The 24763-nt window shown below is 48.0% G+C and carries 17 protein-coding genes and 1 pseudogene; 13 read left to right on the forward strand and 5 right to left on the reverse strand.

Annotated elements, in window-relative coordinates; translation table 11 throughout:
• Positions 1 to 156: 156 nt before the first annotated feature.
• Positions 157 to 1458, reverse strand: coding sequence for an amidohydrolase (locus EDC14_RS18475; RefSeq protein ID WP_132015791.1), 1302 nt, complete (start codon positions 1456 to 1458; stop codon positions 157 to 159).
• Between the two features lie 196 nt (positions 1459 to 1654).
• On the opposite strand from EDC14_RS18475, the gene EDC14_RS18480 reads away from it, so the two are divergent.
• From EDC14_RS18480 to EDC14_RS18500, 5 genes are all read left to right on the forward strand, one after another.
• Positions 1655 to 3385, forward strand: coding sequence for an adenine deaminase (locus EDC14_RS18480; RefSeq protein WP_132015792.1), 1731 nt, complete (start codon positions 1655 to 1657; stop codon positions 3383 to 3385).
• 171 nt (positions 3386 to 3556) lie between these two features.
• Positions 3557 to 4405: an ABC transporter permease gene (locus EDC14_RS18485; protein ID WP_132015793.1), complete on the forward strand. Its 849-nt coding sequence runs from the start codon at positions 3557 to 3559 to the stop codon at positions 4403 to 4405.
• Positions 4398 to 5192, forward strand: a complete 795-nt coding sequence (locus EDC14_RS18490; RefSeq protein ID WP_165908124.1) for an ABC transporter permease — start codon at positions 4398 to 4400, stop codon at positions 5190 to 5192. Before EDC14_RS18485 ends, EDC14_RS18490 begins: the two co-directional genes overlap by 8 nt.
• Before the next feature lie 193 nt (positions 5193 to 5385).
• Positions 5386 to 6465, forward strand: a complete 1080-nt coding sequence (locus tag EDC14_RS18495) for an ABC transporter ATP-binding protein (RefSeq protein WP_132015795.1) — start codon at positions 5386 to 5388, stop codon at positions 6463 to 6465.
• A gap of 2 nt (positions 6466 to 6467) precedes the next feature.
• The gene (locus EDC14_RS18500; RefSeq protein ID WP_165908125.1) at positions 6468 to 7550 is read left to right on the forward strand and encodes an ABC transporter substrate-binding protein; all 1083 of its coding nucleotides are present in this window, start codon (positions 6468 to 6470) and stop codon (positions 7548 to 7550) included.
• Positions 7551 to 8307: 757 nt separating this feature from the next.
• Here EDC14_RS18500 and EDC14_RS18505 read toward each other — a convergent pair.
• Complete coding sequence (locus EDC14_RS18505) at positions 8308 to 8844, reverse strand: DNA-3-methyladenine glycosylase family protein (protein WP_243663017.1); 537 nt, start codon at positions 8842 to 8844, stop codon at positions 8308 to 8310.
• A 286-nt stretch (positions 8845 to 9130) separates the two neighbouring features.
• On the opposite strand from EDC14_RS18505, the gene EDC14_RS18510 reads away from it, so the two are divergent.
• Complete coding sequence (locus EDC14_RS18510) at positions 9131 to 9580, forward strand: hypothetical protein (protein ID WP_132015797.1); 450 nt, start codon at positions 9131 to 9133, stop codon at positions 9578 to 9580.
• Between the two features lie 651 nt (positions 9581 to 10231).
• Complete coding sequence (locus tag EDC14_RS18515) at positions 10232 to 11017, forward strand: PadR family transcriptional regulator (protein WP_132015798.1); 786 nt, start codon at positions 10232 to 10234, stop codon at positions 11015 to 11017.
• Positions 11018 to 11068: 51 nt separating this feature from the next.
• Here the strand turns inward: EDC14_RS18515 and EDC14_RS18520 are convergent, their stop codons facing one another.
• The gene (locus EDC14_RS18520) at positions 11069 to 11326 is read right to left on the reverse strand and encodes a hypothetical protein (protein ID WP_132015799.1); all 258 of its coding nucleotides are present in this window, start codon (positions 11324 to 11326) and stop codon (positions 11069 to 11071) included.
• 424 nt (positions 11327 to 11750) lie between these two features.
• Here EDC14_RS18520 and EDC14_RS18525 point away from each other — a divergent pair, with 424 nt between their 5' ends.
• From EDC14_RS18525 to EDC14_RS18550, 6 genes are all read left to right on the forward strand, one after another.
• Positions 11751 to 12527: an NAD(P)H-dependent oxidoreductase gene (locus tag EDC14_RS18525; protein WP_132015800.1), complete on the forward strand. Its 777-nt coding sequence runs from the start codon at positions 11751 to 11753 to the stop codon at positions 12525 to 12527.
• Between the two features lie 958 nt (positions 12528 to 13485).
• The gene (locus EDC14_RS18530; protein ID WP_132015801.1) at positions 13486 to 14919 is read left to right on the forward strand and encodes a hypothetical protein; all 1434 of its coding nucleotides are present in this window, start codon (positions 13486 to 13488) and stop codon (positions 14917 to 14919) included.
• The gene (locus EDC14_RS18535) at positions 14916 to 16499 is read left to right on the forward strand and encodes a coiled-coil domain-containing protein (RefSeq protein WP_132015802.1); all 1584 of its coding nucleotides are present in this window, start codon (positions 14916 to 14918) and stop codon (positions 16497 to 16499) included. The genes EDC14_RS18530 and EDC14_RS18535 overlap by 4 nt, the downstream gene beginning before the upstream one ends.
• Positions 16496 to 17518 carry a hypothetical protein gene (locus EDC14_RS18540; RefSeq protein WP_132015803.1) on the forward strand — a complete coding sequence of 341 codons (1023 nt, stop codon included), beginning with the start codon at positions 16496 to 16498 and terminating at the stop codon, positions 17516 to 17518. The genes EDC14_RS18535 and EDC14_RS18540 overlap by 4 nt, the downstream gene beginning before the upstream one ends.
• Positions 17511 to 22724: a DEAD/DEAH box helicase gene (locus EDC14_RS18545; protein WP_132015804.1), complete on the forward strand. Its 5214-nt coding sequence runs from the start codon at positions 17511 to 17513 to the stop codon at positions 22722 to 22724. Before EDC14_RS18540 ends, EDC14_RS18545 begins: the two co-directional genes overlap by 8 nt.
• A gap of 3 nt (positions 22725 to 22727) precedes the next feature.
• Positions 22728 to 23567 carry a DNA adenine methylase gene (locus EDC14_RS18550; protein WP_132015805.1) on the forward strand — a complete coding sequence of 280 codons (840 nt, stop codon included), beginning with the start codon at positions 22728 to 22730 and terminating at the stop codon, positions 23565 to 23567.
• 292 nt (positions 23568 to 23859) lie between these two features.
• Here the strand turns inward: EDC14_RS18550 and EDC14_RS27835 are convergent.
• Together EDC14_RS27835 and EDC14_RS18560 are read right to left on the reverse strand one after the other, a co-directional pair.
• Positions 23860 to 23946 (reverse strand): annotated as a pseudogene (locus tag EDC14_RS27835) (transposase); the annotation flags it as partial.
• Positions 23947 to 24182: 236 nt separating this feature from the next.
• Entirely contained in the window at positions 24183 to 24677 is a 495-nt protein-coding gene (locus tag EDC14_RS18560; protein ID WP_132015806.1) for a helix-turn-helix domain-containing protein, read from the reverse strand.
• Between the last annotated feature and the right edge of the window lie 86 nt (positions 24678 to 24763).

The following is a 24763-nucleotide window of genomic DNA, read 5'->3' on the forward strand; positions in this document are numbered from 1 at the left end:
AAAATTGCCGAATGGTTTGGCGGAGAGGGTTGACCGCCCGGTGTGGAAATTATTACTTTTATGAAGAGGGAAGATTGAAATAAGAAAACCGGCTCCCCAATGAAAAGGTGAGCCGGTTGAAGCTGCGATGTTCTACGGGCATCGTCGCTTGTGGCATTACGATTGAAAGTTTCTCAGGAATTCCAGGTACGATCCCTTATTCAATTTGGGCGGATAATTTTGCTTGATCGCGATGGCTTGCGCGGCGCCGTCCCATAGGAGGTCGATGGCGGTCATGGCCATGGCCTTGGCGGGCATGACGTAGGCCATTTCCGCGTCGCAAATTGTGAAGTTGCGGCTGTGGGCGGTGCCGGAATAACCGCCGGTGGAGATGTGCATAAAGGGCATGATCGAGCTGATGTCGCCGGCGTCGGTCGCGCCCATCAGTTCGTAGCCGGTGAGGGTGGCCTCCGGCCCCAACAGGCCGTTGACATTCTCGCCGAACAGCCCGTTCAGTTTTTCGTTCTGAATTAACGGCAGATAACCGGGGATTTCGTCGATCTCCACCTGCGCGCCCACGGCCATGGCGCTGCCGCGGATCGCCCGGTTCACTTTCGCGGCGGCGGAGACCACCGCGTCGATGTTGCGGCCCCGCACATAGGTCTCCATGCGGACATCGGCGGGAACGATGTTCACCAGATCGCCGCCCTTGGTGATGATGGGATGGACCCGGATCCGGTCCCCGTCCTTAAAGGTCTCCCGCTGGGCGTGGATCGCCATCAGGGACAGCGCGGCCGCATTCAGCGCATTGACGCCCTCGAACGGCTCGGCCCCGGCATGGGCTTCCTTGCCGGTGAAGCGGATGACCTTGCCGACAAAACCCGAGCTTTCGCAGGAAAGCAGGAATTTCCGGTCTGCCACCCCGGCGTGGGAGTGGATCATCATTCCCATGTCCACATCGTCGAGCACGCCTAGGCGGATAAACTCCTGTTTTCCGCCGAAGAATTCGATTTTGCCCTCTTCTTTCAACCGCTCGCGGAATTCCAGCTCCACATATTCTTCGGCGGGAACGGCGGCGAACACCACATCGCCGTCCAGGTGTTCCATCAGCGGAGTCAGACCCATCGCCGCGCCCAGCATGGCGGCGATCTGGGAATTGTGGCCGCAGGAATGGGCGGCTCCGGTGCGGGGATCGGCGCAGGGATGCAAGGGGCAGACCACGGCGTCCAGTTCGCCCATGATCATGACCCGCGTCCGGCTCTGTTTCCCTTTGGCGCAGGCCTTGACGCCGGTGATCGCCAGCCCTTCCTCGCAGGGGAGCCCCAGCGCCTTCAGTTGGCCGGCGGCCAGCTTGGAGGTGTCCCACTCTTTAAAGCCGAGTTCGGGGTGGTTGAATATGGCATTGCCGATGGCGATAATTTCGGCTTTTTTCAAATCGATCCGTTCGCATACTTGCTGTTTCAATTCTTCTTTGGTCATTGCAAATGTTCCTCCGGAAACGTTATTGTAAATAATTATAACATAAGAAATCAATTACAAATGGAAGAAATAAAAAAAGTTAAATTATCGAGAAATAATTGACAATTACTTGACACATGGTAATTTTGTCGATAAAATAATTAAAAATTAATCGCTATTTTAACAATATGTGAATTTTTTAAATCAGGTGAACTAATTGAGTCTTGGCGCGATTCGGGCCTGCATGGGGGAGATCCCTTTTGATCTGGCCATCTGCGACGTGCGGCTGATCAACGTCTTTACCGATGAGATTTACCATGCGGATATCGGGATTGCCGGCGATCAGTTCGCGTATATCGGGAAATTCCAGCGAGAGCATCAAGCCATCCAAACCATCGAGGGCTGGGGCCGTTTTGCGGCCCCGGGCCTGATCGACAGCCATATGCATCTGGAAAGCAGTATGATGACTCCGGCCGCGTTTGCCGCGGCGGTGCTGCCGCTGGGGACGACCTCGGTCGCGGCGGACCCCCACGAAATCGCCAATGTGCTCGGCGTGGACGGGGTAAAGATGCTGTGCGACCAGGTGAAAGACCTGCCGCTCCATGTCTACGTGATGGCCCCGTCCACCATTCCCTCGGCCCCGGGTTTCGAGAACTCGGGCGCGACGATCACCGGAACCGAAATCAGCGAGATGCTCGGCTACCCGGGGGTGCACGGCCTCGGTGAAGTGATGGACTTTTTCGGGGTGATCGGGGGCGACCCCAAAATCAGCGGCGTGATCGAGGCGGCCCACAGACGGGGCGTGCTTTTGGACGGCCATACCCCCTTGCTGAAGGGGAAGGAGCTGGAGGCGTTCGTGGCCTCCGGCATCGACTGCGACCACACCTACATGGATGCGGAAATTGTCGGGGAGAAGCTCAGGAACGGCATGTGCGTCCAAATCCAGGAGCGTTTCTTCACCCGGGAACTGATGGCCTATTTAAACAGCTGCCCGGTGCAGAACCGGATCATGCTGGTCACCGACGATGTGCCCATCAGCCGGCTGGCCGCCCACGGCCATCTGAATGCGCTGGTGAAAAAGGCCATCGCCCTGGGGCTGGAGCCCAAGAAAGCCTACCGCTATGTGACCATCAATGCCGCCGACCGGCTGCGCCTTTACCGGCAGGGAGCGGTCGCTCCGGGGCGCAGGGCGGATCTGATTCTGCTGGATTCGCTGGAAGAAGCCCTGCCCTCGCTGGTCGTGAGCGACGGCAAGGTCGTGGCCGAGGCGGGGCGGCTGACGGTCCCGCTCAAACCCGCGCCATTCCCGCCCCGGGCTTATCAGACCATGCACATCGCACCGGTCCGGGAAGAAGATTTCGTCATCCCCTGCCAGGGGAGCGGCGCCCTGGTTCATGTCATCGTCCAGGACGGCAAGACCTCCCGGACCCGGCTGGAACAACAGAGCTGTCCGGCCCGCGACGGGGCGCTCGATCCGGGCGAGTTGGTCAAAATGGCGGTGTTCAACCGCTATCCGGATAATGACAACCGGGCCGTCGCCCTCCTGGGGAACCTGCCCGATTTCGGGGGCGCCATCGCCACGACCTACGCCCATGACTGCCACAACCTGACGGTATACGGGAGGGACGACCGCGACTTGTGCCTGGCGGCGAATACCGTCATCGCGAGTGGCGGCGGGATCGCGGCGGTGCGGGACGGCGCGGTGCTGTGCGCGATTCCGCTGCCGATAGCCGGGCTGATGTGCGAGGACGATCTGCCGGCGCTGGCGGGAAAGTTCCGTGAGTTCGACCAAATCGCCAAGGCGATGGGGTTGAACCATGAGGAGCCGCTGACCTTCCTGACCCTGATGGCCCTGGCGGTGTCCCCCAATGTGAAACTGACGGACCTGGGAATTATCGATGTCACGACCAAGACCTTCCTGCCCCTGGTGGTCCAATATCGCCCTTGAAATCGGATTCAGACCTTTGAGAGAATTGCATAATTCATAAAATAATCTTTAGTCCACAATATATTGATAGATATATCCGGGCTTTGCACTATATATTGTGGCCACAGGGTTCGTTAAGGGAATTATGCAATTCTCTGATTTAAACAAACTTTTCACGACGGGATCGAAGCAATGATGACCTTAACCAAACAGAACAAACAGCTTTTGCTGTTGGCGCTGCCGACGGTGCTGGCCCTGACGGCGTTTTTCGTGGTTCCCATGGCCTACATCCTGGTGGACACCTTGAAAGCCGACGGAACGAAGTATTTTCAAAAGTTCTTTACCGACGCCATGTATCGCGGCATTTTAAAAACGACCGTTCTGGTCTCGCTGCAGGTGACCGCCATCTCGCTGCTTTTGGGATATCCGACGGCGTATTTTATGGCGCGCACCCGGTCCAGGATGAAAAACATCCTGTTGATCGTGATTATCTTCCCGTTTCTGGTCAGCGCGGTGGTCCGCTCCTACGGCTGGATGGTCATCCTGGGCGGGAGAGGGCTGCTCAACCAGTTGCTGATGGCGACCGGCCTGATCCAACAGCCGCTGACGATCCTGAATACCTCCACCGCGGTGATTATCGGACTGGTGCACTTGCTGATCCCCTACATGATCCTCTCGATTACCGGGGTCATCCAAAATATCGACCCCAATGTGGAGCGCGCCGCCTACAGCCTGAACGCCAATCCGCTGCAGACCTTTTTCCGGGTAACCCTGCCCTTGAGCGCGCCGGGCATCATTTCCGGGTGCATCCTGGTATTCACCATGAGCATGACTTCCTACGTCACCCCCAAATTATTGGGCGGGTCCAAGTTCCGGATGATGAGCACGATGGTCTTCCAGGAAGTCAATATCAATTTCAACTGGGGGTTCGCCTCCGCCATCAGCTATATCTTACTCTTTACCATATTGATCATTCTGTTATTCGCCACCTATGCGACAGCCGGGGCGAATCAGCGAGTGGGAGGCGGCAAGCGTGTCTGACAAACGGGTGGGGTGGTTTTCGACGACCATCGCGACTTTGGTCTTTATTTTCCTGCTGGCGCCGTTGGCGGTGATCGTCTTGGCTTCCTTTAGTCCGACGCCGCTGGTGGTTTTCCCGCCCAGGGGGTTTTCCCTGCAATGGTATATGAATATCTTTAGTTCTTCGACCAATTTCTTGAGCGGCTTCGGCAACAGCGTCGAGGTGGCGGTGATCGCCACCGCCATCGATGTGATTCTGGGCGTGACGGCGGCCCTGAGTGTCAGCCGGCATCCGTTCAAAGGCAAGGAACTGCTGGTTTCCTTTTTCACTTCGCCGATGTATGTGCCCTCCATCGCCTTTGCCTTCGTTTTGCTGCAGATCTTCAGCCAGATCGGCTCGGTTCCGGGGTTGGTGAAGATTCTGCTGGGGCACCTCGTCATCATCATGCCGTACATTGTCCGCAACACCCTGTCGGTGTTGTCCGGTTTCAACTGGACGCTGGAAAACGCCGCGGCCAGCCTCGGCGCCAGCCCTTTGGAGACTTTCGCCAAAGTGACGCTGCCCCTGATCAAACCGGGCGTGATCGCCGGCGCCATGCTCGCCTTCCTGTACTCTTTCGACGAGGCGGTGCTGAGCAGCTTGTTATCTTCGCCGACCTTTGTGACGTTGCCGATCCGGATTATGAATTACATGGAGTTTTCCTTCGACCCCACCTTGGCGGCGATTTCCACCGTTTTGATCCTGATGTCGCTGCTATTGATGATTTTGTTGGAAAAGCTGACGGGGCTGGATATGTTTTTGAAGTAATGGAAGCGACTTCGTAACTGAGATCGTGTGGACTGGAATTGGAACTCACCCTCGCCCTCTCTTTTTTGGAAAGAGAGGGTAACCTTGACCTCCGTTGCCAACTCAGTCACTGCTTGATCCCGTACTTAGACAACCACTGTGGATTCCCGGAGGATGAGCCGGGTTTATCACAGCTCTTTTTGAGGTGAACCCTATGGCATCTTTGGAATTGCAAGGCCTTACCAAGAAATACGGCGATTTTACGGCGGTGGATCATATCGATCTGGCGGTGCGGGACGGGGAGATGGTCGCCCTGCTGGGCGGCAGCGGCTGCGGCAAAACCACCATCTTGAACATGATTGCCGGATTCATCGACCAGTACGAAGGCTCCGTCCTGGTGGACGGCAAGGATATGAAGCATATCCCCGCCTATAAGCGGAAGATGGGGGTGTTCTTTCAGAACTACGCGCTGTTTCCCCATATGAACACCTTCGATAACGTCGCCTTCGGCTTGAAAATGCAGAAGCTCGCCAAAAGCCTGATCCAGGAGAAGGTGCGGCGGATCTTGCAACTGGTGAAGCTGACCGGAATGGAAAAACGGTTCCCGCGGGAGCTTTCCGGCGGGCAGCAGCAGCGGGTGGCCCTGGCGCGGGCCCTGGTCACCGAGCCGGCGCTGCTGTTGCTGGACGAGCCGCTCTCGAACCTCGACGCCAAGCTCCGGGTGGAGATGCAGATCGAGATCAAACGCATTCACCGGGAGCTGGGACTGACCACGATCATTGTCACCCACGATCAGGAGGAAGCGGTTTCGCTGGCCGACCGGGTGATTGTGATGAACGCCGGCCGGATCATGCAGGCCGGCAAGCCCAAGGAGGTCTTCGACCGCCCCGCCAATCTGTTTGTCGGCGATTTCATGGGCTTCTCCAACTTCATCGCCGGGCAGGTGCGGCGGGTCGCCGGGGCCAGGGTGAGCGTGGCCTGTTCGGACCGGGAGTTGGTTCTGGACGAGGCGGACGGGACCGGTTTGGCCGCCGGCGACAGCGTCACCCTGGCGATCCGGCCGGAGAACATTCTCCCGGCGGAAAAGGGAGCGGAAAACGCGTTGACCGGAACGGTCAGGAATGTCACCTACAAGGGAACGGTGACCCGTCTGGAGATCGGCGATGTCTTCGCCGAAACCGTATTCGCCAATATTCACGAGAGTGAAGACTATGAGATCGGCGATGCAATCACGGTTGCATTTCCCTCCCAAAAGCTTCTCCTATATAAAAAAGAAGAAAAAAGGAGCGAATGATGATGAGAAAGAAGCAGCGGATCATGGCCGGCGTCATGGCTGCCATGATGCTGGCCGTAAGCGCGGCCGGCCTCGGCGGCGCCCCGGTCGCGGCGGCCGATAAAGCGCCCAAGGATTTCAAAGGAGCCACACTGGTCGTCGCCACCTGGGGTTTTACGGCCGCCAATGTCCGGGAGCTGTCGAAGAACTTCGAGAAGACCTACAACTGTAAGGTGGTTGTCGACGAGACCAGCGGCAACTCGGATCGTTTGAATAAAATCATGGCCCAACGGAAAAACCCGGAGATCGACGTCGCCCTGATGACCGACATCTTTGCGGCGATCGGAAACAAGCAGGGCGTTTTCGAAAAGATCAATCCCAAGGTGGTCACCAACCTCAAGCATCTTTACAAGTTCGCCAAGAACGGCGAGGGTTACGGCCCCTGTTATTCGGTGGTGCGCTACGGCATCATCTATGACGCCGGCATGGTGAAGGTTCCCCCGAAATCCTACAAGGATCTGTTCAGCGGCAAGTACAACGGGCAGCTTTCCCTGCCGGACATGGCTTCCACCGCCGGCCCTTACCTGCTGGTCACCCTGGCCCAGAAAGCGGGCGGCAGCGCCACCAATGTGGAGCCTGGCTTTAAACTGCTCAAGGCGAATAAAGACCACGTCAAGCAATGGTATCTTACCAGCTCCGAGGTGCAGACCGCTTTCTCCACCGGCGAGATCAGCGTGGCGGTGTTTATGGACATGAATATGCCGACGCTGAAGAAGTCCGGACTGAACGTCAAGTGGGTCGATCCCAAGGAGGGCGATTTCTCGGCCGCCGCGACCATTAATGTGGTGAAGGACTGTAAGAACCCGGAACTGGCCCAGCTGTTTGTGAATTATTTCCTCAGCGACGCCGTGCAGAACCAGGTCGCCGACAGGTTGAACGAGGCTCCGACCAACAAGAACGCCAAGATGTCCGCTGAAAAACAGGAATACCTGGCCTATGGTCAGAAGGCGATGAACTCGCTGAAGAAGTTCGACTGGAATTTCATTAATGCCAATAAAGCGGCTTGGATCGAGAGATTTCAGAAGGAAGTCGCGGTTCAGAAATAAGAAGTTGATTTTATTTTTGAGATTGGAAGTGGTTAAAGTCAAGCTGGTAGAGGATACCGGCTTGGCTTTAATTTTGTGGGGAGCCAAGGTAAGTAACTCAATTTTCTATGTAAATAAAGTAAGCAATGATGTGAGACTGAGGGTCGATGGGGGCTATTCCTGCCCCCACCCCCCAGGACCAAAGGGTGTAGTGGGACACCCTTTGGATTCCGCCCAGTTGGAACCGAGGTTCCAACACCTCCTCATTCATCCCGGTTCTAGCATGCCGCCGCCATCCCTGGCATTCTGTCTGGCAACCAAGTGTAGGCTTCCGCTGACGACCGCAGTTTTTCATCCAAGAAAAGATGCGGCGTCCGCCTTCATCCTTGAAGGCGGGTGCTGTTTCCAAAGAAAGAGGCTGCTATTGATATTTGAGTTTTAATAAGAATCTCAAGGAGGGGAACGGCGTCGCATGGATGGATAAGGCCGAATCCAGCGTTTTTTTGGTTACTTTTGGGGCTCAGACCTAGGTAAAGGCGTGGAGGCCAGGGATGCCCGGGAGTGTCGGTCCAAAAGTAATTCCGCCGCCGGAACGTGGGCCAAAGAACGAGCTTCCAAAGGCTCTTCCCTTGGTGTTTTACTTCACCCTTCACCGTTTACTCTTCAAACTTTATGTTCAAAACCTCCGGGCTTTCCTTGATCAACCCCCGGTTGATGACCTCCCAGAGGTAGAGCGAGGCGACGGTGCGGTAGGGGGCCCATTTTTTGGCGAGGATCTTCATGGTCCGGTCGGCCGGGTTTTTTTGTACCCGTAGAGCCATTGGATCGAGCGTTTGAGGCCTAGGTCGCCGAGGGACAGGATGTCCAGGCGGCCCAGAGAGAAGATGAGGAACATTTCGGCGGTCCAGACGCCGATCCCTTTGACCTGGAGCAGCTGGCGGATGATTTCGGCGTCGGGGAGCGCGTCGAGCCGGGCCAGGTCGAGCTCGCCGGCCAGTACCTTTTGGGAGAGGTCCTTGATATAGCGGGCCTTGGTCCCGGAGAGCCCCGCGGCTTTCAATTCCTCGTCCGCCAGGCGGACCACAACCTCCGGGGTAACTTCGGTGCAGAGCCTTTGGGTCCGTTCCCAGATGGTGCGGGCCACCGTGACCGACAGCTGCTGGCCGATGATCGACCGGACCAGCGCCGGGAAATAATCCTTCGCAAGCTCCAACTCATACCCGCCGACAGCCCGGACCAACAGCGCCATCCGCTCGTCGGCCGAGCAGATGGTCTCCAAAACCGCATCGCCGGTTGTAAATCGCAGTGTATCCACAAGCAACCTCCCGAATCCATCTTTCCCGTTTCCGGGTTTTTCCACCGCGCCGATGAGGCGGCTTCGTCAGAGCGACGTATTCCGGCTCTCTTGATACTTTCGGCATGAAGCCTTCATTCTCCTTTTGATGGATTCAAGCCCGCGAAACGCGTAACGACCGGCCGGGCGAAGCATCCTTGAATCTTTGGGTTTATTACAACGCTCTTGGAGGAGGGATTCATAAATTGAAAAAAACCGGGAAAAATAGAGCATCAATTGCCACCCATCCGGCATTCAGGGGTAAAAAATGAATTTATTCTATTATTCGGCGTTGGCAGGGCTGATCGGAGCGGCATTTACCAACGGAGCCACGTATGGATTCCGTTTTATTGGGGTGAAGACCAGCTTGCCATGGGAAATTGCGGCGAATGTTTTTTTAAACCCCCGTTTCATCTATACTCCTGCCGGAGTCGTGATCGGCTTGGCGGGGACCATTGCCTTGAGTACCGGAATCGCCATCATGATTGGCTATCTTTTACGATGGACGGGATATAACCGGGCTTGGCTAAAAGGAATGATTTGCGCTGACGCGTTTGGATTCATCACACTGGGACTGGCTGTGAATCTATTCAATATTTGGCCGCAGCTCAGGAATGAACCCGGAACCAACCTGGTTGCCTTGGCCGTTTTATCGAGCTTGGGAATGATTCAGGCTCTGCTATTTCAAAGATGGCAACGGAATTTGGTGTGGAAATAACTCGATTTTCGCAGCGAAGAAAGTAATCGCGGCCATGTACATAAAAGCATGAAAAGAAAAACAGAAAGATACCTTGACAAACCGCCTAAAAGCAGATCGGATATGGAATACAGAGAGGAGAATTTTTGGATGCTTGTTATTTTGGCCCACGGTTCCGGCGGCGGGTTACTTTTTTAGCGGTAAAAAAGTAACCAAAAAACCGCTGGAACCTACGGATTCCAGACCTCCCTCATTCATCCCGGTTCTAGCATGCCGCCGCCATCCATGGCAATCTGCCTGGCAACTAAGTGTAGGTTTCCGCTGCCGACCGCAGTTTTTCATCCTCTATGCAACGACATGATCTTCAATCACATGATTTACGAAAAAACGGTAAAGCGTTCGTTATTTTCGTAAATCATATATGATAGGATTCATGTCGTTGCATTGGGAAAAGATGCGGCGTCCGCCTTCATCCTTGAAGGCGGGTGCTGTTTCGAAAGATAAAGGCTTCTTTCGATATTTGAGTTTAATGAGAAGCTTAAATTAAAACTCAAGCAACGTTTGCGGAAGCGGGGATTTCAATTCTCCTTGACAAAATTGTCGAGCAGCGTTATATCTATAATAGAATATCCAAGTTTGGATAAATGACTTTGATTCAAAAGGAGCTTTGCTTTGGCCCGTCTCGTGATACTCTCGATGTTGCAGCGCCGCCCCATGCACGGTTATGAGATGCAACAGCTGATTCAGGAAGAAAAGATGGAGCAATGGCTGAATATTTTATCGGGTTCGATTTATTTCGCCTTGAACCAGATGGAAAAGGAAGGGCTGATCCGGACCGATTCCGAGGAGCGGACCGGGAACCGGATCCGCAAGATTTACGCCATCACCGACGAGGGACGGCGGGTGTACCGGGAGTTGCTCCGCGCGGCGCTGCTGGCTTCGCCCCATTCGTTGAAGTCGGATTTTTCGTTTGCGCTCGGCGACGCGCAATTTCTCGCGGCGGAAGAGCGCGACCGGTTATTATGCCAGAACATGCGCCATTTGGAGGAACTGCAACGCTTGTGGCAGGCGGGGCTGGCGGTGAAAGCCGATCATCACCCGGCGGTGAAGGCCTTATTGGAAAACGATCTGGCAATGATCCGCAACGACCTGCGGTTTCTCGGGAAACTGCGGGAAATCTACGCCGGGGCAAGCGCGGACGGCGCTTCATTCCAGCCCGTCCGGGCGACCCATTTTCTGATTCGAACCACGGGGGCGTACCGCGAAAATTCATTCAGCTATGAAGAGACCGTGGCGATCGGCGAACATGAGAACTCCCAGTGGTGGGCCTGGTTCCATTCCCAGCCAGCGGCGGAGTTTTTTCAGCGGGCCGGCGCGGCCGCCGTGGGAGAGTGTTTTACCATTGCCGATCCGCAATCCAAAACGGTGACCGAGATTGTGGCGATCGTCAAAGCGTGACGCGCAAGCTTGGCGGATGGTCTTTTGGTGACTGATTTTTTTTACTGATTATTACTCAACTTTCGCAGAGAAAAAAGGAATCAAAGCCATGGATACATAAGCATGAAAAGAAATATGGAAAGATACCTTGACAAACGGCCCAAAACCAGATCTGATAAACTTATGGAGCTTGTTCCATGTAAATAAATAAGCAAATGAGTTAAGCGACTGAGGGTCGATGGGGACTATTCCTGCCCCCACACCCCCAGGACCAAAGGGTGTAGTGGGACACCCTTTGGATTCCGCCCAGTTGGATTCGGCCTTTTCCATCCATGGGGCCTCATCTTTAGGGCGTCCTGCCCCTGAGAACCGAGGTTCCAACACCTCCTCATTCATCCGGGGTTCTAGCATGCCGCCGCCATCCCTGGCATTCTGTCTGGCAACTAAGTGGAGGCTTCCGCTGACGACCGCAGTTTTTCATCCAAGAAAAGATGCGGCGTCCGCCTTCATCCTTGAAGGCGGGTGCTGTTTCGGGAGATAAAGGCTCCTCTATAAGTAATCCCTTCATCGGGACCATAGGTCAAAGTCAGAGAGGGGGCGGGCAGGGCCAATCAAAATCCACCAAAAGTCGCTGGGGGGTGAGTTCGATTTATCCCTCACTCCGTCTACTTGAGGTAACTTGATAATCACAATTTTTTTCGGTAAATATCCAATATTGGATATTCGTGTTGCATCCAATGAAGGAGGGTAAACGATGAAAGTGTTAGCGGTGGTCGGCACGACCCGGAAGCGAGGGGACAATTACCATGTGATCCGGGAGATTGAGGCCAGTCTGCGCCGGATGGGCGGGGTTGAGGTCGAGTATTTATTTTTATCCGAATTTGAACTGGGTTTTTGTCTGGGCTGCTGCGCCTGTATTTTCAAGGGAGAGGAGCATTGCCCGAAACGGGCGCTGACCCGGCAGATCGAGGGGAAAATGCTGGAGGCGGACGGGGTGATCCTGGCGGCGCCGGTCTACGGCCATCAGGTACCGGCATTGCTGAAGAATTTCATTGACCATTTTTGCTACTTTTTCCACCGGCCCCGTTTTTTCGACAAGGTGGCCGTCATCGTTGCGACCACCGGCGGGAGCGGATTGCAGGAGACCGTGGGCTATATGAAGTTCACCGCGATTGGCTGGGGGTTTACGGTGGCGGGAAGCCTGGGGGTGGTCAGCCGGCTGTTTCAGGAGAACGGAGCGTACCGGGAGGATAAACTGAATGAAATCAACGGCCTGGCGGCGCGGATGGTCCGCTTGATCGAGTCCGGCCGGCGGCCGGCGCCGAGCCTGTTTGAGTTGATGTTCTTCCGCGGGATCCGCTATAAAGCCAAAATGAACCCGTGTGACCGGCGCTACTGGGAGGAACGGGGCTGGCTGACGGGGCAATACTTTGTCAAAACGCCGATCCATCCCGTGAAGCTGTTGCTGGCCGGGTTGGCGGAAAAGACCATGGGGCTGACGGAGCGGGTAAAGATGGGGAAGTACCGGTGAGCGCGGTTTCGGGGGGATTAAATCCAATAGCGGCACTGTCAATTTCATCCGGTTCCAGCGGGGGCTTCGTATCCCGCAGGAACCGGACTATCGGAGCCGGTGGAAAGCTTTCGCGGACCTTTCGGCGGCTAGCCGGCGCTGGCGCCGGCGGACCCAATCCATCTCGGGCGTGGGAATGGCGGGGTCGAGTTCGCCTCGGGCGTCGTTTTGCGGATCAGGGATCGTATTGAGGGGCTGAATGAGCTCATTGAACGAGTGACGGATCTCTTTTGGCGGCTGAAAGAGCTTGCTCAGTCGTCCAGCGAGCTCTTTTTGTGGAAAAAGAGTTCTCTCAATCGCCCAGCAAGCTCTTTTTGTGAATAAACAAGCTTGTTTTGTGAATAAGAGAGCTCGCTCAGTCGTTCAGCAAGCTTGTTTTGTGGATAAGCGAGCTTGTTTTGTGAATGAGTGAGCTCTTTTTCGGAAGAATGAGCTCGCTCAGTCGCTCAGCAAGCTCATTTTGTGGATAAGAGAGCTCTTTTTGTGAATAAGTAAGCTATTTCTGTGGATAAACGGTATCATTGAATGAGGTTAATGATTGGGGTTGTGGATAAGTCGGAGGAGGGAGGGGGGAAGAACTTCAACCTTGTTTTGGATGCTTGGGTTTTTAGGTGAGTTATAATAGTTTTTATCGGTAACTTGACTGAAAGCGGCCTGGTGGATAGAAAGTCGCATATTTCTTGATAGCTCAGTTGGAGTAGAGTTGGCTGATAGCCGATCGGTCGTAGGTTCGTGTCTTACTCAATGAGTTGATTTTATAAGGTCAAGCCATGGTATGGTGAGAAAGTAGAAATCTGTAAAATCCTTGATAACTTAGTAGGTTTTCTCTGCTTTGTATGGAATTTTATAAATTATATAGTAGTTATTGTAGGATGATTTTGATTCATAAATACTCTGACGAAAGGAGAACTTCAAAGAAATGAGAAAGGCGTATGATATTATTCTTCAATCTGAGGTATCTGCGGTTTTAGCCGTCCAAAGTGGCGGATTTGAGCCATATCGGTACGAGTGTGCCTGCTGCGGAGAAGAGGTATATATCGCCGCCTCCTACAGCACCAGTATGGTGCCTCATTTCAGGCATCGTAGCGGAAACAATGATGTCGCATGCGAAAACTATCTTGGACAATATGGAGCGATAAGTGTAGATTCTCGCTCAAGAAAAAGCCATCGTGAAAGAGTAGAGTTCTATTTTGAAAATAGCAACAAGAACTTTTGCTTAGGACTTCGGTTCAGCGCAGATGAAATTCAGCACTACGAGCAGCAGAACGTTGATTTCGAGCTTAGAACTAACGCTTCAGCGCTTCCGTTTTATACTTTGGCGATAAACAACATTCATTTTGCACCCGATGTTCCCACAATGATTTCCTTAAACAACTTCTCGTTTTGCTATTATTTGTCCAATACTCTCAATGGCATAAAACGGAAATATGAATTTTTTAAGTTTGGAAATACGCCTACTTTTTTCAAGTTACAAGGTAACGATAGCGATTTTAAAGCTAAATTAGTACGCGGTAATGTTTTGTTTACTAATGTTCCATATTTTGTTGCATTCCATAGTAAAGATTCAACTCAACATGGTATTCGTTTCCCTGATGAGATACAGGCAAACGAAACGTTTTGTTTCGAAACGATGGGCTTAAAGTTTTTAGGTATGACTTTATTGATACAAAAAAAGACAGATGATATGGATAGGCTGTTAAATAATTGGGGTTACCAATTAGAGGCATCTGAGACGCTCACACTACTATGGCCGCCTGCGCCAGTGATTGATGATGTTAGTGTGGTAACTTCAAATAAAGTTTTTGTATTTACGAGTTTCGATTTGCAAGCGCATGGGAACATTAATGTTCATTCGAAGGATATTTCGCTGGTCAATCACGGTATTTCCAGAGTATTGGTTAAGCAAAGAACCATAATATGCAAGGATAATACGGAGATTGTTATTGATAAGGCCGAATCGCCTATTTATACTTATAATCAGATTTCTACATCTGAAACTACGAAAGTTAGTTTCACTATTCCTGATGATGGCTCCTGGTTTCTTTTCAACCGTTCGGGAGTTATTTCTTTGAAAAACGGACAGGTTGTTTACTTGACACCGGAAAGTGTGATTAAACGGTATGAGAGCAACTATCTTACCCACATTATTCATCCATGTCGTCAAAAGGAATTGGTTAATGAAAAATTGCTTGATGACATTCTCATGCACTGCAAGCGAACGGAAATACTTGACTTTAACCAGTTTATGTTGCTTGCACTGGGCAATACTGCTTCTCAATACATTGATAAATGTAGCGTTTCGGGTTATATCAACTCGGTCGCGAAACAATTTATCATGGAGGGGTTGCTATGAATTACCTTTCTCAACTGATCAAAGATGAATTGCGTTATATTTGCTTAGTTGTGCCTTATCAAGACACGATAGCTTATTTTTCAAAAAACCCAAAGCAGTTTGTAAAAATTCGTCCGGGATTTCGAGTCAAGGCGATTTCAAAAGATATGGCAAGTGAACTGCTTTTCGATTTTAGCAGCAAACCCTTTATTTCATATTTCATTGAGAAACATATTAGTGATTGGCTTTCTCAGATAAAAAAACACTACAATAACAGAATTGAAGCTGGTGACAGCAAAGATGTTGCTTTCTTAAACACATTACCGTTTTGTTTTTTCGCCGAGAACGTTGGGCTGTACTTTAAACTTATCAATGAAGAATATTCTGAAGAATATATCGCACTAATGGGTGCGGCTATAAAATCTATCAAAGAAGTGACTGACGAACGAGATAGATTAAGTAAAGAATTGAAAACCAGAGATTCTGATATTAGGAATCTCCATACTGAACTCAATTCGGCAAAATTAGAATTGGATAGAACCAGAACTGAGTCAAATAAGCGGTTGTCGGAGATTGACGCTTTCAAAATCAAACTTGCTGGCCTTCAAGGACTCAGGATTGCTGCTTCGAAGGATAAGCAAAAAATTGATTCTCTCGAAAATGAAATAATAACTTATGAGGAAACAATTAAAGAGCTAAGAATAGAGTTGGACGAAAGAAAGGTCAGCAGTAGCCAACTCGAAGAACAAATACGGAAGGAGTTAGAAAGACTGCAAACTGCCAAGGTAAATGAACAGCAATCAATAAAAGCACCAAAATGTCCCAGTGATATTAATGAGTTTAAAGACTATCTAGGTTACAATCTTGAAAATATCGGTGTGCCTGATGTCACATATTATGCTTTATTGAAAGAGCATTTAAGTAAAATTCTCTTTCAGGGCATTCCTATCCTTGTTAATCGTTCAACAGGCATCAATGTTATGAATTGTGTTGCAAACGCGCTAATCGGACGGCCGACGATTAATACACTCGTTTTTAATAAGGATATCTCGGCTGAAGAAGTCAACCGTTTTTTATCATTAGACGGACGTATTGTATGTTTGGATAACTTTCTTGGGAATTTCAACGAAACCGAATTGTTGCCTTTGTTTGAAAAACATAGAGATAAAATTGTCTTTTTGACTGTTGCTTATGATAGAACAATCCACTACATATCCAAGGAATTTTTGCGGTATTGCCATTATCTCAATGTCAACCGAATCAAGGCGTTAACTGTTAACGTAGCTTTAACCGAAGACCCGTCAACAATAGTGGAAGTCGATTTTGATCCTCAATGGGCGAGCGCAGAAAACCGATATTCTAAATTGTTAAGAGAAGTGTTGCGGGAATTAGAATTCCCTCAAAGTCTAATTGAGCAAAAATGCGCCGCAGTATTTGACGAGCAAGATTTATGCCGATTGCTTGCATTTGATGTTTTGCCATACTGTATAGATGTTTTGCAGATTGCTCCATACACTGCATCCGAACGGTTACTCAAATATGCCGGAGATACCGGAAGATGTTCACACAAAGAACTGTTCAAGGAGTGGTTTGCGATATGAATGAGTTCTTAACTGCTATGGCAACTGACATGGGCATTGACCGTTATCAGTACGAATCCGATGACTCATTCATCTTCAGACTTTGCTATTCGGCGTTAGGACAGTGGTGTCTCCGAACAGCTCAGAATTCATCAAATGGAATTATAGGAACAACCAAACACAATCAGACAATCGTGTTAAATGAGTTGCTACAGCGCTATTCTGAACTATTTCCCAGCGTTGCCAACAGATTCATCGGTGCCAATAGTCAGCAAGCGGATTTGCCTGTTCACATACGACGGGTATACGAAGAAACGGGTTATCTTTTAACTGACGATAACAATCGGAACCAATTAGCCAATTTCGGGCGAAGCATTATAATCGGAAATACTTCTCTGTTTTTTGGTGTTCCTAATATGGCTTTTACTGTGAATGGGCTTGGCGTATTTTCAACTCCTACATCATACCAGTTTACAGCACGGGAGTTTTTAATTAGAGATACATTAACATATGAAGAATACTTTCAATCACGATTTGACATTATAGATTTCTATGAAAGAGATATAAACGTTGACGAACTAGAATTTTTTAATCCGCTATCGAACAATGTTCCTTCGTTATCTTGGTCGAAGAAAATAGAGACAGATTGCTCAGTAGCCCGAAAAAGTGAGATAGGTCCGTTTTATCGAGTGATGCGCGAATCTGACACCTCATTGTTGTTCGCTGAAGAACCACCTATTGAAACACAAAACGATAGTTTAATATCGTATGAATACAGGAGGTTATATTACGCGCTTAAAGCGCACTATGGCAATCCTCTGAATGTAAAAGTTGTATCGAGGGATAGTAAATACTCTGAAATAAAAATTAACGGATATTTACCAAACCGAGAATATTATTATCTGCTACTTTTGTCTTGGCCGGTAAATCACGCTTTTGACAAAGTCAACTTTTTAGTTAAAAATTGCTTTGTTCCAGAAGTAATAGCAACTCTAAGAAATATTGGCATTGACGTTAAAGGAGGAAATGCAAATGCGTAACTTAAACGGAGTTCAACAATACTATCAGGCAATCCGTGATAGATTGAAAAACTATATAAAATCGGATTACTTAGCTAATAGTGAAACCCTACTTCTTTATGTCGATGATCTTCTGGGAGAGCATTGTTCTGAGTATACCAATATCGCTCGCGAGCCGTACATCGAAACTTCGGCGTCCTATAAAAAAGTCCCTGATGGAATTAAAAACTCGCCCCATCTTGAACAGGGTGTAAAAGAATCCTTATTGAAGCTCGTTCAGGAGAACCTCGGCATATTTTCCGATCCGTTTGAGCACCAAGTTAAAGCACTGGAATATTTTTTGTCTGGGAGAGATTTGTTTATTTCCACGGGTACTGGTTCTGGTAAAACAGAATGCTTTCTTTGGCCGATTATAGCCAAGTGTTTTGATGAGGCTAAGAACCATCCTGCTGGTTTCAAAAACGAGGCGGTGCGAACCCTAATCATTTATCCGATGAACGCCCTCGTGTCTGACCAACTTGCTAGATTCAGAAAAATTATCGGAAATGATAAATTTCGAGAAATTTTCTTGACGGATACACACGCTACACGTATTCCACATTTTGGAATGTATACAGGGAGAACACCCTATTCTGGCGACGCAAAATCAGCAAGTAGCCGGGAACTAGCGAATACATTTCGCGAAAATTATTTGATAGATGAAACTGCAGATCCAGAAACCAAACGGCGACAAACCAACAATGTAAAAGGGCTTAAGAGTATCAACAAATATCCGGCCAGATTCGGTGAAAACGGACTGCAAGTTTTCATTGAAAACTTGGAAAAGAACATCCACAAGCCAGCTCCGTATGATGCTGAACTCATAACGCGATTTGAGATGCAGGAATGTCCGCCGGATATTCTGATTACAAACTACTCGATGTTGGAGTATATGCTTATGCGCCGACGTGAAGCAAACATATGGGATAAAACCAAGCAATGGCTTGATGAATCCAGCGACAATAAACTCCTCATTGTTTTGGATGAAGCTCATATGTACCGTGGCTCCGCTGGTGGAGAAATTGCGCTGTTGTTGGTACGACTATTTCATCGCCTGGGGATTACAGCCGATAGGGTCCAGTTTATCATTACAACTGCAAGTATGCCTTCAAACGAACAAGAAGCCATAAACGCTTTTTACTCTGGCCTTACGGGGAAAGAATTGACTTGTTGTGAGTTATTATTTGGTGCAAGGGAAGATTTTCCGAAGGAGTTGGAGGAATTAACGGATATTGACGCGTTGGCGTCGATTGGTTCTGACCAAGTGCAAGATGATGCCGCTATAACCGTTAGAATCAAAGATTTTGCTAAGGCTGTTTTTCATTGCAGCTTGCCAACCAATATTAGCCCGAATCAAGCCCAAGAGTGGCTCTATGATAATCTTCCGAAATATGAAGTGTTTGTTTTGTTGAACAAACTATGTCGTGATGGCGCAAAATCATATAGTGAGATTAAGAAAGCACTGTTTGGAGACAACGCGAATGCCGAAAAAGCGCTGGACGCTTTATTGGCATTGGTTTCCCTTGCGGCAAAGAACGGAAACATCCTTTTTCCAGTGCGCCTTCACATGTTTTTACGCGGTTTGCAAGGCCTTTATGCGTGTTCTAATCCGAAATGCACTTGTGCGAAGTATTCCGAAAGCGAAAAGCTCCCCTTGGGTAAGGTTATCTCGATTCCCAAAGATAAATGTGAGTGCGGTGGTAGAATTTATGAACTTGTTAATCATATAAAATGTGGGGCTTTATATCTAAAGGTATATTTTCGAAAAAATGATGGCCAACCCTATTGGTATGTCTTCCCTGAACGTGGCTTGAACGGTGATGCTAATTCGCTCAATGAAATGCTTCTCTATGTTGTTCCTAAAAACTATCAAAAGAGGAAGAACGATAAGATCGGTGCGCTTGACCCATTAACAGGCAAATTGTATACGTCACCTCAAAACAATGAAAATTTGCTAACCATCATATACAACGATAATAATTTCGACAGTAGAAAAGATTCATTTACTTTTAGTGTATGCCCAAAGTGCAAAAAACAGATGCACCTTAAAAAGCCGGTTGATTTATCCACTAAGGGCAATATACCATTTTATAACCTGACAAAGGCGCAGTTTGAATTGCAACCCGCTAAATCAGAGCTAATCAATCAAGGGAAAAAGGTTTTGCTGTTTTCGGATTCCCGGCAGAACGCAGCCAAACTTGCGAGGGACCTGTCAAAATCATCTGACGCGGATGCTTTTAGGCAGGCAGTTATGCTCGCGTCCCGTCTTTTACAGGTTGATGGAAAAGAGCATTCTTTATCTGACTTATATCCGGCATTTTTGGATGTTTGCGTACAAAACAGCCTTACTTTTTTCAGTGGGAACAGCAAAAATATGTTTGAAGGTCACAAACGTCATTTCAAGGGCACAAAAAACAGAACTGAACGACGTGGAAGAAATATTGACTATGCGGCAATAACTGCGGAATATCAAACTTTGCCGGATGATTATTACGAGCAGTTACTAACTTTCTTTACAGAAAGTCCTCGTTCATTCAAAGATATCGGCATTGGCTTTTTAGCCCCTGTTTCTTCTGTTCTTGATGATTGCATATATGATTTAGAGAGTGACGGCTTAACCGTTGCTCAAAATGTGCTTTATCAATTGCTGGTGCTATTATTTTGGGACGTTATGGATGATAGTGCTGCTCTTGGAGAAACAATTCATGATGATATTCGAAAGGATCTGCCCGGACGAAGCAAAATCCAGACGTTTGGGTTGAACTTCGATTTTTCAACTGAATTGAAAGGGCTTATCAAGCGGATTCAAGAACTATTGAATCTCGACAATATTTCTACAGCAAAAATCTTAGATAAAGTGCGAGACTTGTTTTTTGCTTCTTCATCAAACAACCGTTATTATATCAAATTAGCCGCAGTGAAAATCGAGTTCGCTGATAAAGATTTCACGTGGTATCGCTGCGTTAAGTGCGGAAAGTTATCTCCATATAAAATTGGAGATTATTGCGGTGCTTGCTTTGATTCAACAGATTTAGTAGCGATTGGTGAATCAGATTTGTCGCGCTTTGACTTTTGGCGAATACCAGTTCTTAACGCCTTGAACAAAGGCGAAACTATCCACACAATTGACACCGAGGAGCACACCGCGCAATTATCCCATAAAGAAACCAGAAGCGACACTTGGAGCCGTACAGAAAAGTATGAAATGCGTTTCCAAGACATTAACGCAGGAGAAAACGGTGAGGAATCCATCGATGTATTGAGTTGCACGACAACCATGGAGGTCGGTATTGATATTGGTTCGCTAACCGCCGTCGGGCTTCGTAACATACCGCCTATGAGAGAAAATTATCAACAACGGGCCGGGCGCGCCGGGCGTAAAAATGCCGGAATCTCTACTATTGTTACATATGCTTCTGGAGGAGTGCACGATAGCCACTACTTTTTACACCCCGATGATATGATTTCTGGCTCTCCGCGTAAACCTTGGATAGACCGCGATAATCCAAAAATTTGGCAGCGTCATATAAACATGCTGGCGCTGAACGGATTTATGTCGACTCCAGATATGAAAAACCAATTCGATGGTATTGTTGAGATTGGCATCATATCGTTTTGTGAAAAATATAGCGAAAACTTTATTGCTTACGCGGAATCTATGGAGTTTTCGACTGATGTTACCATTTCTCGATTTCAAGCAATAAGCCAAAGCGTCTTAGCTGAAGGTAAGCGCAATGAGTTTATTAACAATGACAAAGAGACCTCGGCTTTTGATGTCTTCTATCGCGAAGGCTTTATACCGTCATACTCATTTCCCAAGAATGTTGTAAGGTTTTTCGTGGAGAAAGAATCTGAACGGGGCAAAAACGCACCTCGTGATATCGAATATGCTCCCGAAAGAGACATCGCCGTGGCGCTTAGCGAATATGCCCCCGGCCGGTTCGTTACGATTGATAAAAAAATATATCAAAGCGGCGGTATATATGCTAATCCCCGCCCAAGAGGATTTGAGCAAAACCAAGCTGAATATTATTTTAAGAATAGAGATTATTATAATGACATTTACATTTGTTCTGAATGCAACTGGTTTGGCATTGAGCCCAAAGAATTCTCAAAAATGCAATGCCCATATTGCGGTGCGCCCATTGATCACAAAAAGATGCTGCGCCCATGGGGATTTTCTCCTGTTAGAGGGAATGAGGTGAAATTTGAGGATGAGGATGAACAGTATACCTATACTGAGGCACCTTACTATTCGTACGTTCCAGAAGACACGAAAATGGAAAAATTCGGTCATAGCAATATCCGTTATGCCAATCTTTCTGATAGAAAAGTTTTAACCGTTAACATGGGTAAAAGTAAGAACGGTTTCAATGTCTGCAAAAAATGTGGAGGCGCCGAGGTTGCAGATGATAAGAACATTGGGAATTTTTCATTTTCACAACCCTATCACGATAGCTATCCTTTATGCCGCCATGAAGGTACGGTAGCTGCCAATATTTTTTTAGGATATGAATTTTTAACAGACATGTTCATGTTGGATATTTCCTATGATTCCGCAAAACTTGTTGGAAACAAAAACGTAGAAGAAAAGAGTATTCTACGGGCGGCGGTAACGACGCTACACGAAGCACTAAAAAAAGCTGTTTCACTTGTGCTGGACATAGATTACAATGAGATAAGCGGAGGATGGCGACCAAGGATTAAAAGTGACGGTGACTCTCACATCGAAATGTTTTTCTATGATAACCTAACTAGCGGTGCTGGTTATTCATCGTTAATTGGTTCAATTCTTGATAAAGTGCTTGAACGTGCCGGAATAATTCTATCAGAGTGTGAGTGTTCGCGAACCTGCAAAAATTGCCTGGATAATTTTTGGAATCAACGAAATCATCAGTTGTTTGACAGGTATTTAGGTTTGCAGCTTCTCAAATATGCTCAATTTGGACAGTTACCCGATGAATACGACAACGGCGAGCAACAGGCGTTACTTATCCCATTGCAAAAACTCATTTCAGAAGACAGGAACACTCTTCAGCCTAATCCGCAAATTGAATTTAAAGTTATTCCTGCTATTCTGAAAAAACCAGAAAACACACGCACGAGAATTTTCCTAAATCCATATGACTTGTCGGATTGGTTGCCCAACACATTTATGACCTATAGAAACTTAATAAGCGAGAGATAGAAAATGGCTAAGTTACTTTCGCCGCTTCGCTATCCGGGCGGTAAATCAAAAATTTACGAAAAAGTTAAAACTCTTATTGAATATAATGCGATGGGGAATAGGACTTACGTCGAACCTTTTGCAGGTGGATTCGGTTTAGGGATTGGTTTGTTGTGTGACAACATTGTGCAATCCGCTGTATTGAATGATGTCGATTCCCATATTTATCATTTTTGGCATTCAGTGTTTTACAGCACAGACGACTTACTTAGAAAAATCACAGATACGCCCATCACCATTGATGAGCGAAAAAAACAAAAGGCAGTGTATAAAGACAGTGCTGCAGATGCTTTGAGCGATGGCTTTGCAACATTGTTTTTAAACCGAGTGAACTTTTCTGGCGTTATCAATGGCGGACCAATTGGCGGAGTAACGCAGAGCGGCGTATATAAACTGGATTGCCGATTCAATAAGGAAGAGATAAAAAAGAAAATCGCGGATATTGCTTTGCTGAAAAATCGCATTTCACTGTATAACTACGATGCAAGTGATTTGATTATTGACCGTTTAGAATTTCAAAACAATACTGCGTTTTTCAATATTGACCCTCCGTACGTTGCTAAAGGGAGTCGACTTTATACGAATTACTTCAAAGAGTCTGACCATAGAAATCTTGAAAAGGTAATAACTGAACATCTAAAGGGTATTCCTTGGATTATTACTTATGATGACTGCGGGCTAATACGAGATATCTATAAGCAGTACCTTATGACTGGGTATAATATTCAGCATAACGCCAGAGTAAGTATTCAGGGGAAGGAATTGGTTATTACAAATATCGCGGAAGATTCTTTCGTTTGGTGAAGTTATTCGAGTCGTATGAGGAAATGGACGAATGATCGGGGAAAGATTGGTCTCAGCCTGTGCGTCAGCAAAGGGTGCATTAAGTTTTTATAATACCTCGAAATTAAAGAAAAATACCCTTCCAAGGTCCGGAAGGGTATTCCCATTCTCGGGATTGCTGAAAAAGTAAAGCAAACAACGTTAATCAGGAAGCATAAAACACACGGAGCCATCAAATAGGGTTGAACCATTTTTTCGTTTCAAAATAGCACCTTGAAAATAAAGACAAAAGAATTGAAGCAAAATCACGGTTTCAATTGGTTTCTTTTAATTTGGCCATGATTTGATTCAACACGTAACAGCGTTTTGCTTTACCAAACTTACCCTCGATGGAATTACGAACCCTTTCATCTCATCGGTCCGTTCCATGTTACGCTGTTTCGGATCGCTTTGTTTCGGAGGCCTGCCGAGGTTCGGGCCGGTTAGATGAATATCGCGCTCCGAATTTTTCTCCGATAATCCTACGTAAGACCAGCCAAAGCTCCTCGAAGTATCTCAAACTTCAGCTTCCTTATCCATAACGTTCAGCGATACAGTAATCTGTTGGTTTTCGGGTTAACTTTTTTACCCAGCAAGCTATTTTTCCTTCTCCCCCAAAACCTCCGGGAACGCCCTCTCCAACTGTACCATCAACCAATTCCGAATCTTTTCATCGCTTTGCAGTCCCTGATTCAAAATATATTCCACATAAGCCAACAAATTTTGATTTGTGTTCCCCGTAGCCAGCTTTTCAAGGGCAACGTGTGAACGAAACTCCGCAAATTGCGGATCTTCCAAAACCTTCACTAATCCTTCACTGAATTTCTTAGCTCCTAAAAGTTTAATGCCATTGACAATGTAATCCTCTGCAACGATAAACATTTCACCCTTGCCAGTCATTATCCATTCGGTATTGGCGGCAAAACGAATCATCATTCCATAGAGAAACGCATTAGACATGGGTATTTTACCCGACTCAATTTTCGAGATATTACCTCGGCTCATATTGATGACTGCGCCAAAAGCTTCTTGTGATAAATCTAAGTATTCACGAAATTGACGGACTCGTTCACCGGGATTCAATTGTTTCATAAAGAACGTTTTCTCCTTGACATCCGTTCATAATGAACGTATAATAAAATTGTCCTTACGAAAATAGGCTTTAAAAATGGTGATAA

The organism is Hydrogenispora ethanolica, assembly GCF_004340685.1.
Taxonomy (GTDB): Bacteria; Bacillota; UBA4882; order UBA8346; family UBA8346; genus Hydrogenispora; species Hydrogenispora ethanolica.

Coding starts and splice junctions, on each gene's coding strand:
- EDC14_RS18475 (WP_132015791.1), bottom strand. CDS start 1,458: ATGACCAAAGAAGAATTGAAACAGCAAGTATGCGAACGGATCGATTTG.
- EDC14_RS18485 (WP_132015793.1), top strand. CDS start 3,557: ATGATGACCTTAACCAAACAGAACAAACAGCTTTTGCTGTTGGCGCTG.
- EDC14_RS18495 (WP_132015795.1), top strand. CDS start 5,386: ATGGCATCTTTGGAATTGCAAGGCCTTACCAAGAAATACGGCGATTTT.
- EDC14_RS18500 (WP_165908125.1), top strand. CDS start 6,468: ATGAGAAAGAAGCAGCGGATCATGGCCGGCGTCATGGCTGCCATGATG.
- EDC14_RS18510 (WP_132015797.1), top strand. CDS start 9,131: ATGAATTTATTCTATTATTCGGCGTTGGCAGGGCTGATCGGAGCGGCA.
- EDC14_RS18520 (WP_132015799.1), bottom strand. CDS start 11,326: ATGGAAAAGGCCGAATCCAACTGGGCGGAATCCAAAGGGTGTCCCACT.
- EDC14_RS18525 (WP_132015800.1), top strand. CDS start 11,751: ATGAAAGTGTTAGCGGTGGTCGGCACGACCCGGAAGCGAGGGGACAAT.
- EDC14_RS18530 (WP_132015801.1), top strand. CDS start 13,486: ATGAGAAAGGCGTATGATATTATTCTTCAATCTGAGGTATCTGCGGTT.
- EDC14_RS18535 (WP_132015802.1), top strand. CDS start 14,916: ATGAATTACCTTTCTCAACTGATCAAAGATGAATTGCGTTATATTTGC.
- EDC14_RS18540 (WP_132015803.1), top strand. CDS start 16,496: ATGAATGAGTTCTTAACTGCTATGGCAACTGACATGGGCATTGACCGT.
- EDC14_RS18545 (WP_132015804.1), top strand. CDS start 17,511: ATGCGTAACTTAAACGGAGTTCAACAATACTATCAGGCAATCCGTGAT.
- EDC14_RS18550 (WP_132015805.1), top strand. CDS start 22,728: ATGGCTAAGTTACTTTCGCCGCTTCGCTATCCGGGCGGTAAATCAAAA.
- EDC14_RS18560 (WP_132015806.1), bottom strand. CDS start 24,677: ATGAAACAATTGAATCCCGGTGAACGAGTCCGTCAATTTCGTGAATAC.